This window comes from Sphaerisporangium viridialbum (assembly GCF_049674955.1).
Lineage (GTDB): Bacteria > Actinomycetota > Actinomycetes > Streptosporangiales > Streptosporangiaceae > Sphaerisporangium > Sphaerisporangium viridialbum.
Window position 1 is genome coordinate 2,582,473 of the sequence record NZ_CP187232.1, and the last position, 14,806, is coordinate 2,597,278.

17 protein-coding genes are annotated in these 14,806 nt (G+C 72.8%); 1 reads left to right on the forward strand and 16 read right to left on the reverse strand.

Annotated features, from left to right (window positions below; all coding sequences use genetic code 11):
* Positions 1-51: 51 nt before the first annotated feature.
* The 14 genes from ACOZ38_RS11410 to lanKC form a co-directional block, all read right to left on the reverse strand.
* Complete coding sequence (locus tag ACOZ38_RS11410) at positions 52-699, reverse strand: sulfotransferase family protein (protein WP_424530225.1); 648 nt, start codon at positions 697-699, stop codon at positions 52-54.
* A 110-nt stretch (positions 700-809) separates the two neighbouring features.
* On the reverse strand, positions 810-1,451 hold the full coding sequence (locus ACOZ38_RS11415; protein WP_424530227.1) for a sulfotransferase family protein: 642 nt from the start codon (positions 1,449-1,451) through the stop codon (positions 810-812).
* Between the two features lie 144 nt (positions 1,452-1,595).
* The gene (locus tag ACOZ38_RS11420) at positions 1,596-2,057 is read right to left on the reverse strand and encodes a DUF4383 domain-containing protein (protein ID WP_424530229.1); all 462 of its coding nucleotides are present in this window, start codon (positions 2,055-2,057) and stop codon (positions 1,596-1,598) included.
* A 111-nt stretch (positions 2,058-2,168) separates the two neighbouring features.
* Complete coding sequence (locus ACOZ38_RS11425) at positions 2,169-2,771, reverse strand: alkaline shock response membrane anchor protein AmaP (protein ID WP_424530230.1); 603 nt, start codon at positions 2,769-2,771, stop codon at positions 2,169-2,171.
* 4 nt (positions 2,772-2,775) lie between these two features.
* Positions 2,776-3,405, reverse strand: a complete 630-nt coding sequence (locus ACOZ38_RS11430; protein WP_424530232.1) for a DUF6286 domain-containing protein — start codon at positions 3,403-3,405, stop codon at positions 2,776-2,778.
* On the reverse strand, positions 3,402-3,794 hold the full coding sequence (locus ACOZ38_RS11435) for an Asp23/Gls24 family envelope stress response protein (RefSeq protein ID WP_424530234.1): 393 nt from the start codon (positions 3,792-3,794) through the stop codon (positions 3,402-3,404). Before ACOZ38_RS11435 ends, ACOZ38_RS11430 begins: the two co-directional genes overlap by 4 nt.
* The gene (locus tag ACOZ38_RS11440) at positions 3,791-3,979 is read right to left on the reverse strand and encodes a hypothetical protein (RefSeq protein WP_424530236.1); all 189 of its coding nucleotides are present in this window, start codon (positions 3,977-3,979) and stop codon (positions 3,791-3,793) included. Before ACOZ38_RS11440 ends, ACOZ38_RS11435 begins: the two co-directional genes overlap by 4 nt.
* Positions 3,980-4,030: 51 nt before the next feature.
* Positions 4,031-4,516 carry a hypothetical protein gene (locus ACOZ38_RS11445; RefSeq protein ID WP_424530238.1) on the reverse strand — a complete coding sequence of 162 codons (486 nt, stop codon included), beginning with the start codon at positions 4,514-4,516 and terminating at the stop codon, positions 4,031-4,033.
* Positions 4,513-4,989 (reverse strand): Asp23/Gls24 family envelope stress response protein, encoded by a 477-nt coding sequence (locus ACOZ38_RS11450; protein WP_424530240.1) that lies wholly within the window; start codon positions 4,987-4,989, stop codon positions 4,513-4,515. Before ACOZ38_RS11450 ends, ACOZ38_RS11445 begins: the two co-directional genes overlap by 4 nt.
* Before the next feature lie 152 nt (positions 4,990-5,141).
* The gene (locus ACOZ38_RS11455) at positions 5,142-6,854 is read right to left on the reverse strand and encodes an ATP-binding cassette domain-containing protein (protein WP_424530242.1); all 1,713 of its coding nucleotides are present in this window, start codon (positions 6,852-6,854) and stop codon (positions 5,142-5,144) included.
* On the reverse strand, positions 6,854-8,668 hold the full coding sequence (locus ACOZ38_RS11460; RefSeq protein ID WP_424530243.1) for an ABC transporter ATP-binding protein: 1,815 nt from the start codon (positions 8,666-8,668) through the stop codon (positions 6,854-6,856). Before ACOZ38_RS11460 ends, ACOZ38_RS11455 begins: the two co-directional genes overlap by 1 nt.
* Before the next feature lie 75 nt (positions 8,669-8,743).
* Positions 8,744-8,875 carry a SapB/AmfS family lanthipeptide gene (locus ACOZ38_RS11465; protein ID WP_405146194.1) on the reverse strand — a complete coding sequence of 44 codons (132 nt, stop codon included), beginning with the start codon at positions 8,873-8,875 and terminating at the stop codon, positions 8,744-8,746.
* A 36-nt stretch (positions 8,876-8,911) separates the two neighbouring features.
* The gene (locus tag ACOZ38_RS11470) at positions 8,912-9,043 is read right to left on the reverse strand and encodes a SapB/AmfS family lanthipeptide (RefSeq protein WP_424530245.1); all 132 of its coding nucleotides are present in this window, start codon (positions 9,041-9,043) and stop codon (positions 8,912-8,914) included.
* 5 nt (positions 9,044-9,048) lie between these two features.
* Positions 9,049-11,670, reverse strand: coding sequence for a class III lanthionine synthetase LanKC (lanKC, locus tag ACOZ38_RS11475; protein WP_424530247.1), 2,622 nt, complete (start codon positions 11,668-11,670; stop codon positions 9,049-9,051).
* A 505-nt stretch (positions 11,671-12,175) separates the two neighbouring features.
* Between lanKC and ACOZ38_RS11480 the strand changes: the two genes are divergently transcribed.
* On the forward strand, positions 12,176-12,367 hold the full coding sequence (locus ACOZ38_RS11480; protein ID WP_424530249.1) for a DUF2795 domain-containing protein: 192 nt from the start codon (positions 12,176-12,178) through the stop codon (positions 12,365-12,367).
* Positions 12,368-12,453: 86 nt separating this feature from the next.
* On the opposite strand, the gene ACOZ38_RS11485 is transcribed toward ACOZ38_RS11480, so the two are convergent.
* Both ACOZ38_RS11485 and ACOZ38_RS11490 read right to left on the reverse strand, forming a co-directional pair.
* On the reverse strand, positions 12,454-13,125 hold the full coding sequence (locus ACOZ38_RS11485; RefSeq protein WP_405146201.1) for a response regulator: 672 nt from the start codon (positions 13,123-13,125) through the stop codon (positions 12,454-12,456).
* Positions 13,122-14,759 carry a sensor histidine kinase gene (locus ACOZ38_RS11490; RefSeq protein WP_424530250.1) on the reverse strand — a complete coding sequence of 546 codons (1,638 nt, stop codon included), beginning with the start codon at positions 14,757-14,759 and terminating at the stop codon, positions 13,122-13,124. Before ACOZ38_RS11490 ends, ACOZ38_RS11485 begins: the two co-directional genes overlap by 4 nt.
* Between the last annotated feature and the right edge of the window lie 47 nt (positions 14,760-14,806).

The following is a 14,806-nucleotide window of genomic DNA, read 5'->3' on the forward strand; positions in this document are numbered from 1 at the left end:
CGTCCTTTGAACGGAAGAGCCGTCGCTGACGGTTGGCCCGTGCGGCCGGCCCTATCGTGGGGGTTCGAGGAGGGTGGCGGCGAAGGTCTCCTGCTCGTTGAGGTGGGGGAAGGGCTCGGCGGGCACGGGCACTTCGAGGAAGTCGCACAGCGGTTCCCAGCCCTGGCTCACCGTGTAGTCCAGCAGGCGTCCGGGGGCGACCTTCTCGCGGACCTCCGCGTTGTGGCGCTCGTAGCAGGCGATGACGTGGTCGCGGTCGTCGATGCTTCCCTGGAAGCTGCGGCCGACGACCCCCGCGCGGCCGAAGGCGGTCAGCTGGTCGGCGGCCTCGAACGTCTTGTGCCTCTCCACGGCCTCGGGGAACTTCCCGGCCATGGCCGCGAAGACGGTGCGGTTCACCGATTCGTACCACCTGGCGGCGTCCCGGGTGGTGAGGATCACCTTGGCCTCCGGGTAGGCCTCCACCAGCTCGCGCCAGAACGCCACGCCCGGCCAGTCGGTGGTCGCGACGTATCCCTTGAGCGGCCTTCGCCAGGCGTCCGGAGTCCCTTCCGCCGCCGCGGCCCAGTCGTGCAGGTGCCGAGGATGGGCGAACACCTCGGTGAAGTGGTAGCACGGCCCGAACCCGAGCCGGCACAGGGCCGTCTTGAGTGTCATCGTCCCCGTACGGCCGAGGCCGGCCCCGATGATGCGAAGCATGGCAATCCCCCCGATCGCCACGACATCAGACTTCGGTGCGCCTCGGCAAGAGGGCGGCATCGATCATGGCCGGACGTTGACGCAGGTCAAATGGTACGAAGCGCGACCGGTCAGCGGGCGGGGAAGTCCGGGGGGAAGGCGGCGCGGTCGTTGAGGCGCGGGAAGGGCTCGGCGGGCACGGGCACTTCGAGGAAGTCGCAGAGCGGCTCCCAGCCCCGGCTCACCTGGTAGTCCAGCAGCCGTTCGCGCGGGACGACCTCCCTGACCTCCGCGTTGTGCCGCTCGAAGCAGGCCATGACATGCTCCCGGTCCGCTATGTCGCCCCCGAAGGAGCGGCCGGTCACGATCGCGCGGGCGAACTCGGCCAGGCGCTCGCCGTCCGGGAGCGATCGGAACCTCTCCGGGGGTTCGGGGACGCTCTCGGTGAGGACCCTGAAGATGGTCGTCGCCATGGACTCGTACCAGGTGTCGGCGTTCCTGCTGGTGAGGATCACCTTCGCCTGGGGGTTCGCCTCGAACAGCTCACGCCAGAACGCCACGCACGGCCAGTCCGTGGTCGCCGCGTACCCCTCCAGCGGTGAGCGCCACGCGCCCGGTGTGCCACCCGCCGCGGAGATCCAGTGGGGGAGATGCTCGGGATGGGTGAGCAGCTCCGTGAAGTGGTAGCACGGCGTGATGCCGAGCCTCCGCAGCGCGGCCCGCAGCGACATCGTCCCCGTCCGGCCGAAACCGGCTCCGATGATCTGTAGCATCGCGTCCCCCCGCCCTCCATATCACCAGAAAACCGGCAAAGGGGGAGCAAGCTGGTGGTTCAGAGCACCATCCACGACAGGATGGGGGACGCCTGGGGGGCCGAGAGGGCGCAGAGGGCGACGAGGAAGACCAGGCGGCGCGTGCTAGATGGGGAACGAGCCCCTGCCGGGGCGGGATGCGCGGCGCGACAGCACGACGCCGAGGCCGATCATGACGATGCCCAGCAGGAAGTGCAGCCAGTCGTCGGCGGTGTTGAGCGGGATGAAGTTGGCGGCGCTGCTGCGGCCCACCAGCAGGCCGTAGATCCACAGCAGCAGGTAGATGACGCCGCCCCAGATGAGGAAGTTGCGGGCCCCGTTCCACGTGCGCGCGAGCGTGACGCCGGCGACGCCGAAGAGCAGGTGGATGATGTTGTGCAGGACCGACACCTGGAACAGGCCGAGGAGATGCGCGTTCGAGGAGTGCCCGGCGAACCTCATGGCGCCGTAGTCGGTCGTGATGCCGGGAATGAAGCCGAGGATTCCTATCAGGAGGAAGACGATTCCCAAGACGAACGCGGCCATTTGCAGCGGCGTTCGCGTCATTTCACGCGCGTGCGCGCCCATGACACCCCTCCATCCAATTCGACGATATGTCGTATTTATCCGCATTTCCTGGCTGGTCAGGCCGTACACGCGGCCAAAGGTCCCCGGCCGGGCATGGCGCTTGAGGAAAAGCTAGAAATGGGTGCGGATCGCGTGCATTCGCACGGTGGCGGGAAGGCGCTCGGTCTCCAGCGACTCACGCAGCCGGGTCACCGCCTGGTGGACGCCGTGCCGCGCGACGGCGGGATCGGCCTCGTCGGGAAGGACGACGGCCAGCGCGAGCCTCGGCTCGGCGGGGGCGCCTCCGAGGGTGGCGCGCACCCTCTGGCCGCGCGCCGCGCCCTGCTCCCGCGCCGGCCGCGCCTCGCGCATGCTCTCCTCTATGTCGTCCTCCAGCGCGCTCGCGGCGGCCCGCGCGGACAGGTGCGTGGCACCGTGACCGGGGTCGGGTTCCAGGCTGAGGTACCGGATGCCGTCCAAGCGACCCTGGAGCAGGAACCAGCGCAGGGCCAGCAGCTCGACCACCAGCGCGAGCACGGCCAGAGCGGGCCAGAACCACCCGTGCCCGGCGGCGTACGCGGCGACCGGCGGGGACACCACCTGATCGTGGCGCGGCCCGAGAAGGCGCACGCCGAGACCTCGTGCGAGCGCGGCGGCCCCGGCCAGCAGGAGGACGAGGCCCACGATGAACAGGCCAACGTGGTTGACGCGGGCGGTGTGGTGGTGGTGGCTCACGGGCTCAGTCCCCTCTCTGGCGCACGGTGACGCGGACGCGCACCGGCCTCAGCGGTCGCAGCTCCTCCAGGCGCTCCACCACGGCCTGCGTGACCTGGTCGGGAAGCCCGCTCGCGTCGCGGAGCGGGGTCGAGGCCGTCACGTGCACGCGGTTACGGCGCAGGCGCACCCGCGCGCGCGACACGCCGTCCACCTTCGCCGCGACGGTCGCGAGGTGGCGGCTCAGCCCGGTACGGGTGATGCCGGTGACCGTCCGCGGATCCTCCGACGCGATCGGGATCGCCCGGGGACGTCCGGGGGTCAGTGCCAGGACCAGGAGCCAGATCCCGAGCACGCAGGCGACCGCCGCCGTGGTGAGGGCCGCCGGGTCACTCCAGTGGGCCCGGCCGATCGGGCCGAGCCAGGTCAGGGGCGGCACCTGGGCACGCCCGCGCGCCAGCGCCGCCACCGCTCCGACGAAGGTCACCAGGGCGGCGGCGGCCAGCAGCAGCGCGGTCACGGCCGCCGCCACCGTCCGGCGGGGACGGAACTCGCGGGTCGCGGCCCGCCGCTGGGCCCGCTCGTCCGGCGGCGGGGTCAGCGGAGCGGTTCCGGGACCCTGGCCGGCGTCGTGGTGGAGCTCTGGCGAGGTCACAGCACGTGCCTTTCCTGCTCCGGCGGGTGGACGAGCCGGGCGACGTCGATGTCGACCTGCCGGGCGTCCAGACCGGTCAGCTCGCGGACACGCGCCATCACGTGGTCGCGGACGCGGTGGACGACCTGCAGGATCGGCGCGGGGTAGGTCACCGACAGCGTCACCTTCACGATCGCGAGACGCCCGTCGGCGTGGGCGCTGACCTTCGGGGCCGCGCCGGTCGTGCCGCGTCCGAGAGGCACGTTGAGCAGCCGGGGCGCGGTCCCGCCGACCTGGTCCACCTCGGTCACCGCGAGGGCGGCGACGCGCTCCAGCACCCGGTCGGAGATCGCGGTGCGCCCGCGGGCCTCCGCCGGCGGCTCGCCGGGAGCGTGGGTTCCGGTGTTCACTGACGTCTCCGGCCCAGCAGTCCGCTCATGTCGAGCTCGCCGGTCAGCGCGCGGCCGACCAGGAACCCGATCACGCCGAGGACCAGCACGATGAGGAACGCGGTCAGGCCGCCGACCACCACGGCGAACCCGAGCGCGGTGCCGAACAGCAGGCCGATCGCCGGCCAGAAGCGGGTCTCATCCATATCGCTCACCTTCCACTGCGCAGAGGCACTCGCCGGGTCCGGCGGCGCCGCTCACGGGGACTCCGGGGTGTCTCCCGGCCCCCCGGGGGAGGCCGCGTCGTGCGCGGTCGGGCCGATGTTCTCGCGTTCTCCGGTGTCCTCCCGGGCGCCGGGTCGCGGGTCCTCTCCGGGTGTGCCGGGCTCGCCGATGTCGGTGATGCGCACGTGGATGGGCAGCCCGGGCGCCAGCGGCCCGACGGCGTCGCGCACCTCGTCGGCGATCTCGGCGAGTGGGCGCCCGTACCGGACGACCACGGCGACCTCCACCTCGGTCTCGCGGACGGCCACCCCGGGCACGGTGCGGCCGGAGAGGTAGGTGGCCACCCGGCCCCCTGCGAGGGAGGCGACGTCCGGGCAGCTCGTCACCGCCCGGGCGACGCGGTCCGCCAGCCGCTCCTCGGGCGTCTCGCGGCCCCCGCCGGCTCCCGGCGTCCGCTGGGCGCCCGTCTCCGGACGCGCCGTCCCGGGCGCGTCCCCGGCACCGGCCTGCGGGGTCATCGGACGCGGGCCTCCTCCGGCTCGGCCGCCTCTTCGCCGGGCAGGTGGAGGTCGTCGACGTTGATGTTGACCTCGGTGACCTCCAGGCCGCACATGCCCTCCACCGCGTCGATCACGTTGTGCCGGATGCCCGCCGCCAGGTCCGGGATCGACACCCCGTACTCCACGATCACGTCGAGGTCGATCGCCGCCTGGCGCTCGCCCACCTCGACCGCGACCCCCTGGGCGACACCCACGCTTCCCCCGGTCAGGCGCTCGCGCACGACGCCCAGCGCCCGTGACATCCCGGCGCCCAGCGCGTACACCCCGGACACCTCCCGGGCCGCCATCCCGGCGATCTTCGCCACCACGGTGTCGGCGATCGTCGTCCTGCCCCGCTCGCTCACGAGTTCAGCGTTACCGCGCTGCGATCCGGTGCGTACGGCTCCGACGTCGGACGGGCGCCCCGGCGTCTCGTTCCTCTGTGTGCTCACCTTGTTGTCCTCCGTTCCAGCAGGGCTCGCCTGCGTCGCCGAATAGGAAGGCACAACCGGCGTTATTACCCACGTACCCCTACGTAAGGTGATATAAGGCTATTTTAGGCCGAATGTCCGATTTTTGCTCTCCGGATGGGTGTGGCTTCCGGTCAGGCCTCGGTGGTGACCGGGGATTCCCAGCGGCCCATCAGGTCCCGGTAGAGCGGCGAGGCCGCGACCATCTCCTCGTGCGTGCCCACCTGGGCCCGCGTGCCGTCCATGACCAGCACCCGCCGCGCGCGCAGCGCCGAGGTGAGGCGGTGGGCGATGACGATGAGCGTCCCGTCGCGGCCCGCGAACGCCTCCTCGGCCCTGGCCTCGGCGGCCGGGTCCAGGTGGCAGGTCGCCTCGTCGAGCAGGACCAGCCTGGCGGGGGACAGGTAGGCCCTGGTCAGGGCGATGAGCTGGCGTTCCCCCGACGACAGCTCGGACGGGTCGACCTCGGCCGCGTAGCCGCCCAGCCTGCGCGCCAGATCGGTCATGCCGACCGCGTCCACCGCCTTGTCGATCTCCGACACCGAGGGCTCGTCCGCCAGGTACGTCAGGTTCTCGCCCAGCGTGCCGCGGAAGACGTACGCCTCCTGCGGGATGAGGACGCGGGCCCGGCACAGGTCGGCCCGGTCGAGGTTCCCGACGGGGACCCCGCCGATGAGGATCCGCCCGCCGCGCGGCCGGAGGATCCCGGCGACCAGCGCGGCCACCGTGGACTTGCCGATGCCGCTCGGGCCGACGACGGCTAGATGGTCGCCGTCCCGCACGGCGAGGTCCAGGTCGGAGATCACCGGGTCGGCGCGCGGGCCGTACGCGAACGTCACCCCGCGCAGCCGCAGCAGCACGCCCCTCGGCAGCTCCGCGGAGCCCGGCGCCGCCGCCGCGGGCCGCGCGCTGGTCTGGACGATGCGTTCGAGCGCCACCACCAGGCGCACGCCGTTGACCCCGACGCCCTGCACGAGGCTGCCGAGCGCGGGCGTCAGCGACTGCGCCACGTACGTCAGCGTGCCGAGGATGACGCCGGCCGTCGCGCCGTCGCGGACCAGGGAGGGCGTGGCCGCCAGCACCATCAGGATGGGCAGCCACCCGCCCACGGCCAGCGAGAGCGTCCGGGCGGCGGTGAGCCGGGCGAGCGACCGGCTCGTGCGGGCCTGGTGGTCCACATCCCGGCCGACGCCGGCGGCCACGCGCTCCTCGGCCCCGCAGGCGGTGACGTCACGCAGGCCGTCCACCATGGCGGCCACCGACGCCGAGGTGCGCTCCTCGGCCAGGATGAGCTCCCGCTGGAGCCTCGCCATGGCAGGCAGGGACATCAGGAAGAGCGCCAGCCCGGCCACCAGGGGCAGGATCACCAGGGGCAGCACGGCGCCCATCAACGTCAGCACCCCGAGCACCACCCCCACCACCGAGAACAGGAACGACCTCACCACGGCGATCACGGCGCCGAAGGAGTCCCTGGCGAGCTCCACCTGGCGGTTGAGCCGTGCCACGGCGGCGCTGTCCGGCCCCGCGCCCGAGGTGGCCGCCCGGTGCAGCGTGCCCCCGACCACCCGCCGCAGCAGCGTGTCGCGGAACGGCTCGACGACGGCGGCGATCGACAGGAGCACCTGCCGCGCGCCGACCGCCGCCGCCAGCCAGGCGGCGGCCAGCATCGCCAGCCAGCCGAGGCCGGTCATCGGACGGCCCGCGGCGAACCCGTCGTCCAGCGCGTGCGCGATGGCCTGGCCGGAGGCGAACGACGGCGCCGCCTCGGCGAACGACCACGCCAGCAGCCGGACCAGGTGGCGTGGCCGCCGCCGCAGCGCCTCCCACAGCAGGTCGCGGACCGCCATCACCGCTCCGCGACCTGGAAGACCGCGCGGTAGGCGGGGTCCCGCCACAGGACCTCGTGCGGGCCCCGTCCCCGGATCCGCCCGTCCTCCAGCCAGACGACCAGGTCGGCGCGCGCCGCCGTCGCGGCCCGGTGGGCGACGATCAGCCGCGTGCGGTCACGCAACTCCTCGGTGAGCGCCCTGGCCACCTGGTACTCGGTGACGGTGTCCAGGCTGGAAGTGGCGTCGTCGAGGATGAGCAGCCGCCCGCCGTGCGCGAACGCCCTGGCCAGCCCGACGCGCTGCCTCTCGCCTCCCGACATGGGGGCCTCGCCGACCAGCGTGTCGTACGAGCGGGGGAGCTTGCGGATGAACGGGTCGGCCGCCGCGGCCACGGCGGCGCTCCTCGCCACGTGCGGCGCGCGTCCGACCGCGATCGCCTCGGCCAGCGTGGCACCGAAGAGGACCGGCCGCTCGAACGCGTACCCGACGGCGCGGCGCAGCGCCGCGCGGCCGAGGCGGGGCAGCGGCACCCCGTCCAGCAGCACCTCGCCGCCGTCGGGGTCGGCCAGCCGTCCGGCGACGGCGGCGAGAAGGGACTTGCCGCTTCCCGACCTGCCGACCACGGCCATCGCCGCGCCCCCGGGCACCACGAGGTCGATGCCGCGCAGCACGGGCCTGCCGTCCACGCTCACGGTGACATCCCGCAGCTCCAGCCGCCCGCACGGCCCGTGCCCGCGTCCGGCCCGCGGCACGTCCGGATCCGGCGCGCCGTCCCCGTCGCCGTGCCTGTCCCTGTGCCCGTCGCCCGGCTCGGAGAGGTGGTGGTCACCGGGCAGGTCGTCGGGGCCGTACGCCATGGCGGGCTGGTCGAGCACGTGACGGACGCGCCGGGCCGCCGAGCGGGCGCGTCCGAGCCTGTTGAGGTAGCCGAGCGCGGAGCCGATGCCCGCGCCGAGCACCGCGTACCGCGCCGCCGCGAACAGCTCCCCGACGCTCAGCTCGCCCGCTGCCAGCCTGAGACCGCCCACCCCGATCACCGCCGTCTCCAGCAGCGGGACGACGATGGCCGCCTGGACGCCGGCGCGGGCGTTGACGCGCCACAGGGCGAGGCCGTGGGCGCGCAGGCGCGGCAGCGGCCTCAGCACGCGCTCGGTCTCCAGGTCCTCGGTCCCCGCGGCGGCGATGGTGCGCGCGCCGGACAGCGCGTCGATCAGCCGGGAGGCGATGTCGCTCTGCGCCTCCTGGTAGCCCGTCGAGACGGCCGTCGCCTCCCGCAGGAACGCGCGCAGGACCACCCCGATGAGGGCGAGCCCGACGGAGAACGCCACGGCGAGCCAGGGGTCGATGAGCGCGAGGGCGACGAGGGACCCGGCCGCCGGCACGAGCAGGGCCACGGCCGTGATCAGCGCCTCGGGGGCGGCCCCCACCTCCTCGGTGTTGGCTCCCGCCCTGGTGACCAGGTCGCCGGCCGGGAGGCGCCGCGAGATCGCGGGACCGGCGGCCAGCACGTGCCGCACGACGCGCTCCCGAAGCCAGCGGGCGGCCTGCGCGCCGCCGGATCCTGCCGCGAGGACCGCCACGGCGTCGCACGCGACCACCGTGACGACGAGCGCCACGCAGACCAGGAGGGCGTCGGCGATGCCGGCGCCGGGAGTGACGAGCAGGTCGACCGCGCGGCCCAGCGCGCTGGGGAGCAGAAGCTCGACCACGGCGCCGGCCAGCGCGGTCACGGCGTACACCGCGGGCCAGCGGCCACTGCGGCGCAGCACTTCGAACAGAAGCCGGTCCGCCGTCCGGTCCACCTGGCCGCCTGGCGCCTGGGCGTCCGACATCGCAGGTTTTCCTTCCGAGGGATCCGGGAATGAACAGGCCTGGAGCGGCCGGACAGGGCCGCTCCAGGCGATGTGTCAGTTGCCGCAGAGCAGGCTGAGGCTGCTGTTCTCGTGGGGGGTGCACCCCAGGAGGCTGAGGTTGCTGCCACCGCCGCCGCCGTGGCCGCCGCCGGGGAGTTCCATCTCCTGCAGGTCGAGAAGCGCCATTTCGGTTACGCCCTTTCGTTTGGAGTCGCCGGGTGATCAGTTGCCGCAGAGGATGCTGAGGCTGCTGTTCTCGTGGGGGGTGCACCCCAAGAGGCTGAGGCTGCTGCCACCGCCGCCGCCGTGGCCGCCACCCGGGATCTCCATCTCCTGAAGGTCCAGAAGCGCCATGTAAGTCACCTCCTTCCGTCGCTCGTCGGGTCCGCCGTCCCGGCGGGAATGCCGGGCGGGGAGATCAGGGGCAGGGCCACCGGCCGGTCGTGCAGCACGGTGCCCAGCGCGAGGACCACTCCGGCGGTGCCGGTGGCGAGGTCCATCGAGAGCCGGAGAAGCTGGTTGCCGGGGAAGGCGACCCCGCCGCCGTACGGCATGGCGTGCCAGCCGAGGCGGGCGATCTGGTCGGCCACCTCGGGCGCGTCGCGGCCGATGCCGGGCCGCAGGCCCGTGCCGAGAGCCGCGATCATGCCGCCCCGGCCCGCGAACAGGCCCGACTGCACGTAGTAGTCCAGGGTCGCGACCGGGCCGATGTCCTCAAGAGCCCGCCGGAAGTCCTCGTCCTCGCGGTGCGCGAGGTACTGGCGCAGGACCAGCCCGATGCCGGCCGAGCCCTCGTCCAGGTACGGATTGGTCCGCCAGCCCTGCTGGACCTGGAGCTGCCCGTCCTCGCGGCGGGTGCAGCGGCGCAGGTCCTGCCGCAGCGCGACGCTCGCGTGCTCCAGCAGCGCGGCGTCGCCCGTGGCCTCGTACGCCCGCAGGAACAGCAGCGCGGGACCGGACGAGCCGCGCATCAGCCCGGCGTGCGGGTTGGTCCCTCCGCTGACCTCGGGCACGCTGTCGACGGCGCCGAGCCGGCCGGCCACCATGTCGGCGACGGTGAGCGCCGTCCGTTCGAGGTCGCGCTCCCCGGTCACCCGGGCCAGGTGGAGCAGGTTGAGCCCGATGCCGGCGAGGCCCGCGTACAGGCTCTGGCCGAGCTGGTCCCACTTCTCCCGCAGGCACAGGGCGGCCAGGTCCAGGGCGTCCTGCCGGCGGCCGAGCGCCTCGAAGGCGTAGGCCACGCCGTGCAGGCCGTCGTAGAAGCCCAGGCCGGTGCCGGGCTCGGGGGCCATGGCGCGCTCGCGGAGCCACGCCTCGTGCTCGGGGAACCGCCCGGCATCGGTCGCGGCCAGCGCGTACAGCACGCCCGCCGCGCCGCCGGCCAGGTTGAGCCCGCCGCCGGGCTGGAACTGCGCCGCGTCGCCGGGGAACAGGCGGTCGGGCCGCTCCGGGGTCGCGGAGGCCAGGATGGCCCGGCACGCCGCGTCCCTGACCGAGGTCCAGGGGGCCGTTCCCGGCAGGGGGAGCTCGCGCATCGCCCGCAGGCCCGCCGCTCCCCGCTCCGTCTCGGTGTCCTTGCCCAGGATGGTCCGTACGGCCTCGTCCACGTAGGCGGGCGGCACCGGGAAGGTGTCGCGCACCAGCTTGGCGAGGTGGGTCACCTTGGCCCGGTGCAGGGGGATCAGCACCGTCGACATCGGGGCGAACAGGTTGAGCCGCATGCAGGCCAGGGCGTAACGGTCCGCCTCCACGCCGAGCCGGTCGGCGGGCGGGCAGAAGCCGGGGTGGGCCAGGGTCGGGCGCGCCCTGTTCTCGGCCAGGCTCGCGACCTCGAAGTCGATCAGCACGACGCGCTCGCCCTCGACCAGCACGTTGAAGGGGTGCAGGTCTCCGAAGACGACCCCGCGCCCGTGCAGCGCGTCCACCGCCCGCTCGACGCGGGCCAGCATGCCGAGCGTCCACTCGGTGTACTCGGCGGCGTCCTCGGGGGTGATGACCGCGCGGGTCAGCGGGTGCCTGTGGACCGACTCCTGGCTCAGCGTGGTCCCGTCCACGAACTCCTGGACGAGGAACTCGTGGTCGCCGAGGGTGAAGTAGTCGTGCAGGGCGGGGACGACGTCCAGGCCTTCGAGCCGCCGCAGGATCTCGGCCTCGTGCCGCAGGCGGGTGACCGCGTCGCGGCCGGCCGCGTCGAGCCCGGCGTGCGGCCTGGCCTCCTTGAGCACGACCTGGCCGCCGGTACGGGTGTCCCGCGCCTTGTAGACGCCGCCGCCGTTGGAGAAGTGCAGCACTTCCTCGATCTTGTACGGCAGGTCCGTGGTGGTGACCGCGTTGCGTGCGGCCAAGTGGGGCGCGAGGAAGGCCGGCAGGGTGACCCACGACGGGGGCGAGAACGCCGGCCCCCGCCGGTCGGGCACCAGGACGCCGTCGGCGTCCGCGATGGCGAGGACCCGCTCGCGGCTGCCCGTCAGGCAGTAACGCTCGGCGAAGCCGCCGTACCGCACGAAGAGGGGGCCGTCCCCGATGCGCAGGTCGCTGAGGATGTACGGGCCCCGGACGCCGTGCAGCAGCTCATCCAGCTCCTTGACCACGAGCTCCAGCTCGTCCTCGTCGCCCGGGTAGATCGTGACCAGCTTGCCGCTGCTACCCCGGTCGGCGTACTTGGAGTTGAGCATCATGACGACGCGCGGGCCCCGGAGGAACTTGAAGCTCAGCCGGCGGTCCACGCAGTAGTCCCAGACCGCGTCCAGCGCCTTCTCGGCGTCCTCCAGGCAGGAGGAGACGTGAATCTTCCAGCCCTGGAGGGGCAGCGAACGGTCCTTCGGGCCGTAGTGCAGCCAGGTGTCGGTCGCCCGGTGCTCCCACCCGGCCGGCACGTCCCTGCTCGCCAGGGGAAAGTCAGGGTGCTTCGTGCGCTGGTTGTCAAGGGTGTCGTAAAACAGCGGATCGGCTAGGCAATAGATCTCATATCTGTCGATCATGTCCCACACCCCTCTCAGCGCTCGATCGCTAGGAGGAGAATTACGGATAACCCCCGCCGTGCCTAGTGACGGTATCCATTGGTGTCATATGCCAGTGTCACTATTGCTTTCATGATGACTGTCACAGTCGATGTGATTGACCTGTGATTCTCCAGGAAGAGCTACATGACGGGGAGTTCAGGAAAATTCCTTGGATGACCTGGTTTGGCGACGGATGGAGGGGACATGCCCCCTGGCCTGCTACAGAACATTGCTCGGGAATCGTTCGGGGTGCCGCCTGCCGAGCCTCCGTCCGCTTCCAGCCGGCGTTCCTCGTAGCGTCTCGTATTTGGCCTGGTTTGTCCCGAACTCGGATTCCGGTCGGGAGTAAGCCTGGCTGTGAAGTCCCCTGGAGTGATCGTGATCGGGATGCAAAGACTCGCGCGTCCGGCTTCTCTGAGGTGGAATGACCGGTTTCTCCGCGTCTGAGGTGGGACAGGAACCACCTTGCGACAAAGGAGGAAACATGACGCAGGTGGACTTCATCCACGTTCAGAAGTTTCTGTCCGGGGTTGACTACCCCGCGACGAAGGATCAGATTCTGGAGCACGGCAAGCGGCAGGGTGCCGACAAGCAGGCGATGGAAGCCCTGAAGCGGCTCCCCGAGAAGGAGTACGACGGTCCGAACGCGGTGAGCAAGGCGCTCGCCGGCTCCTGACCGAAGGCCTGGGTCGTCCTTCACGCGCATCGTCGCCGCCGTGCCACCTGTCGGCCCGGCGGCGACGTCCAGGAGCGCGGCCCGGCTCAGACGATCTGGTAGAGCAGTTCGGGACGCCCGAGCCCGCCGTACTGCGGCACCCTGCGCACGCCCCCGGTGTCGACGAGATGCTCCAGGTAGCGCCGGGCCGTCACGCGCGAGACGCCGATCGCCGAGCCGACGGCCTGGGCCGACACCCCGCCGGGGGACTTGCGCAGCTCGCCCGCCACGGCCTCCAGGGTGGGCCCCGTCATCCCCTTGGGCAGGGGGCCGAGGGTGGTGCCCCTGAGGGCGGACAGCGCCCGGTCCACCTCTCCCTGGCCGCTGACCTCCCCTGACCCGCCGACGGACGACCGGAACTCCGCGTACCGCCTGAGCTTCTCGCTCAGCACGGCGAAGGTGAACGGCTTGAGCAGGTACTGCACGACCCCCACCGACACCGCCGACCGCACCACCGACAGGTCGCGCGCGGAGGTGACGGCGATGACGTCGCAGAAGACGCCCGCCGCCCGCAGCGCCCGGCACACGTCCAGCCCGTGCATGTCCGGCAGGTAGAGGTCCAGGAGCACCAGGTCGGCCGGCCTGCGCCGGAGGAAGCGCAGGGCCTCGCCGCCCGAGCGCGCCACCCCGGCGACCTCGAAGCCCTCCATCCGCTCCACGTAGAGGCGGTTGGCCTCGGCGGTGAGCTCCTCGTCCTCGACGATCAGAACCGAGATCACGGCCGCGCCCCCTCATCCTCCGGCGGCGCCGAGGGCGCGCGGCCGTCCGGGAGCGGGAGCCGCACGGTGAACACCGCCCCCTCGCCGCCGTGCGTGACCTCGATCGTGCCGCCGAGGCGGCGCACCGCCTGGCCGGTCATGGCCAGCCCGAGACCCCGGCCGTCGCCCTTGGTCGTCCATCCCCGCCGGAAGACGTCCTTGGCGGTCTCCGCGCCGACGCCCGGCCCGCTGTCGGCGACGCGGATCAGGAACGTGCCGTCCTCCGCGCGCAGGTGGACGCGCACGCGGGCGGGCGGCGGGGCGGTCATGGCGGCCTCGGCCGCGTTGTCGATGAGGTTGCCGAGGATGGTCACCAGGTCGCGGCCGTCGAGGGGGACGTCGTCCAGCTCGCTGTCCGGGCTGAGGGAGAGCTCGACGCCACGCTCGGCGGCGTCGGCGGTCTTGCCGAGGAGCAGTGCCGCGATCACAGGCTCGCGCACCGCGCCGACCACCCGGTCGGTCAGCTGCTGGGCGGCCCTCAACTCGGCCGTGGCGAAGGACACCGCCTGCTCGGCGCGGCCCAGCTCGACCAGCGTGACGACCGTGTGCAGCCGGTTGGCCGCCTCGTGCGCGGCGGAGCGCAGCGACTCGGCGAAGCCGCGCTCGGCGTCGAGCTGGCCGGTGAGCGCCTGCAGCTCGGTGTGGTCGCGCAGCGTCACCACGGTGCCGAGCGGCCGGGCGCCGGAACGCACCGCGGAGGCGCTCACCACCAGCACCCGGTCGTGGGTCAGGTGGATCTCGTCGGCGCGGTCCTCGCCGGAGGAGAGCAGCCCGGCCAGCGAGGACGGGAGCCCGAGCTCGGTGACGTGCCGCCCCTCCGCGTCGCCGGGCAGGCCGAGCAGCTCGCGCGCGCCGTCGTTGGCGAGCGTCAGCCGGTGCTCGCCGTCCACGAGGAGCAGCCCCTCGCGGACCGCGTGCAGGATCGCGTTGTGGTGCTCGTAGATGCGGCTCAGCTCGGCCGAGCGCAGGCCGTGCGTCTGGCGGCGCAGGCGCGTGCCCACCAGGTACGTGCCCGCGGTGCCCGCCGTCAGGCCGAGCAGCCCGGTGAGCACGGCCGCCGCGATCTGCTCCCGTAGCTGCGCGCTTATCTTGTCGATGGTGATGCCCGCGCTGACCAGCGCCCGCACGTCGCCGGCCGCGTCGAGTACGGGCGTGACCGCGCGCACCGAGGGGCCGAGCGTGCCGGTGTAGGTCTCGGTGAAGGTGTGCCCCGCGAGGGCGGGGGCGGTGTTGCCGAGGAAGCGCTTGCCGATCTGCAGCCGGTTCGGGTGGGTGTACCTGCGGCCCTCCCTGCTCATGATCGTGATGAAGTCGAGCCCGGCGGAAAGGCGGACCCGCTCCGCGTACGGCTGGAGCGCCACCGAGGGGTCGGGGTCGTCCAGGGCGGCGAGCACGGCGGGGGAGGCGGCCACGCTGATCGCCACGGCGCTGGTGGTCCTGCCCGCCTCGTCGTCCAGCAGCTGGCGCACGTGGAAGAAGGCGAGCAGGGTGCCGCCCGCAACCGTGATCCCGACGACGACGATCTGGAGCACGAGCATCTGCCGCGCGAGGCTCCATCGCCCGAGTCTCGCGGTGATCGTCGTCAGGGTTTCCACTTTCACCAGTTCAGGGGGTTCGCGGGGTCATGGATCTCGCACTGTGC

Bases quoted from the DNA above. Each gene is read 5' to 3' on its own strand.
- ACOZ38_RS11410 (WP_424530225.1), bottom strand. From the start codon at position 699: ATGCTTCGCATCATCGGGGCCGGCCTCGGCCGTACGGGGACGATGACA.
- ACOZ38_RS11415 (WP_424530227.1), bottom strand. From the start codon at position 1,451: ATGCTACAGATCATCGGAGCCGGTTTCGGCCGGACGGGGACGATGTCG.
- ACOZ38_RS11420 (WP_424530229.1), bottom strand. From the start codon at position 2,057: ATGGGCGCGCACGCGCGTGAAATGACGCGAACGCCGCTGCAAATGGCC.
- ACOZ38_RS11440 (WP_424530236.1), bottom strand. From the start codon at position 3,979: ATGGATGAGACCCGCTTCTGGCCGGCGATCGGCCTGCTGTTCGGCACC.
- ACOZ38_RS11445 (WP_424530238.1), bottom strand. From the start codon at position 4,516: ATGACCCCGCAGGCCGGTGCCGGGGACGCGCCCGGGACGGCGCGTCCG.
- ACOZ38_RS11455 (WP_424530242.1), bottom strand. From the start codon at position 6,854: ATGGCGGTCCGCGACCTGCTGTGGGAGGCGCTGCGGCGGCGGCCACGC.
- ACOZ38_RS11460 (WP_424530243.1), bottom strand. From the start codon at position 8,668: ATGTCGGACGCCCAGGCGCCAGGCGGCCAGGTGGACCGGACGGCGGAC.
- ACOZ38_RS11465 (WP_405146194.1), bottom strand. From the start codon at position 8,875: ATGGCGCTTCTCGACCTGCAGGAGATGGAACTCCCCGGCGGCGGCCAC.
- ACOZ38_RS11470 (WP_424530245.1), bottom strand. From the start codon at position 9,043: ATGGCGCTTCTGGACCTTCAGGAGATGGAGATCCCGGGTGGCGGCCAC.
- lanKC (WP_424530247.1), bottom strand. From the start codon at position 11,670: ATGATCGACAGATATGAGATCTATTGCCTAGCCGATCCGCTGTTTTAC.
- ACOZ38_RS11480 (WP_424530249.1), top strand. From the start codon at position 12,176: ATGACGCAGGTGGACTTCATCCACGTTCAGAAGTTTCTGTCCGGGGTT.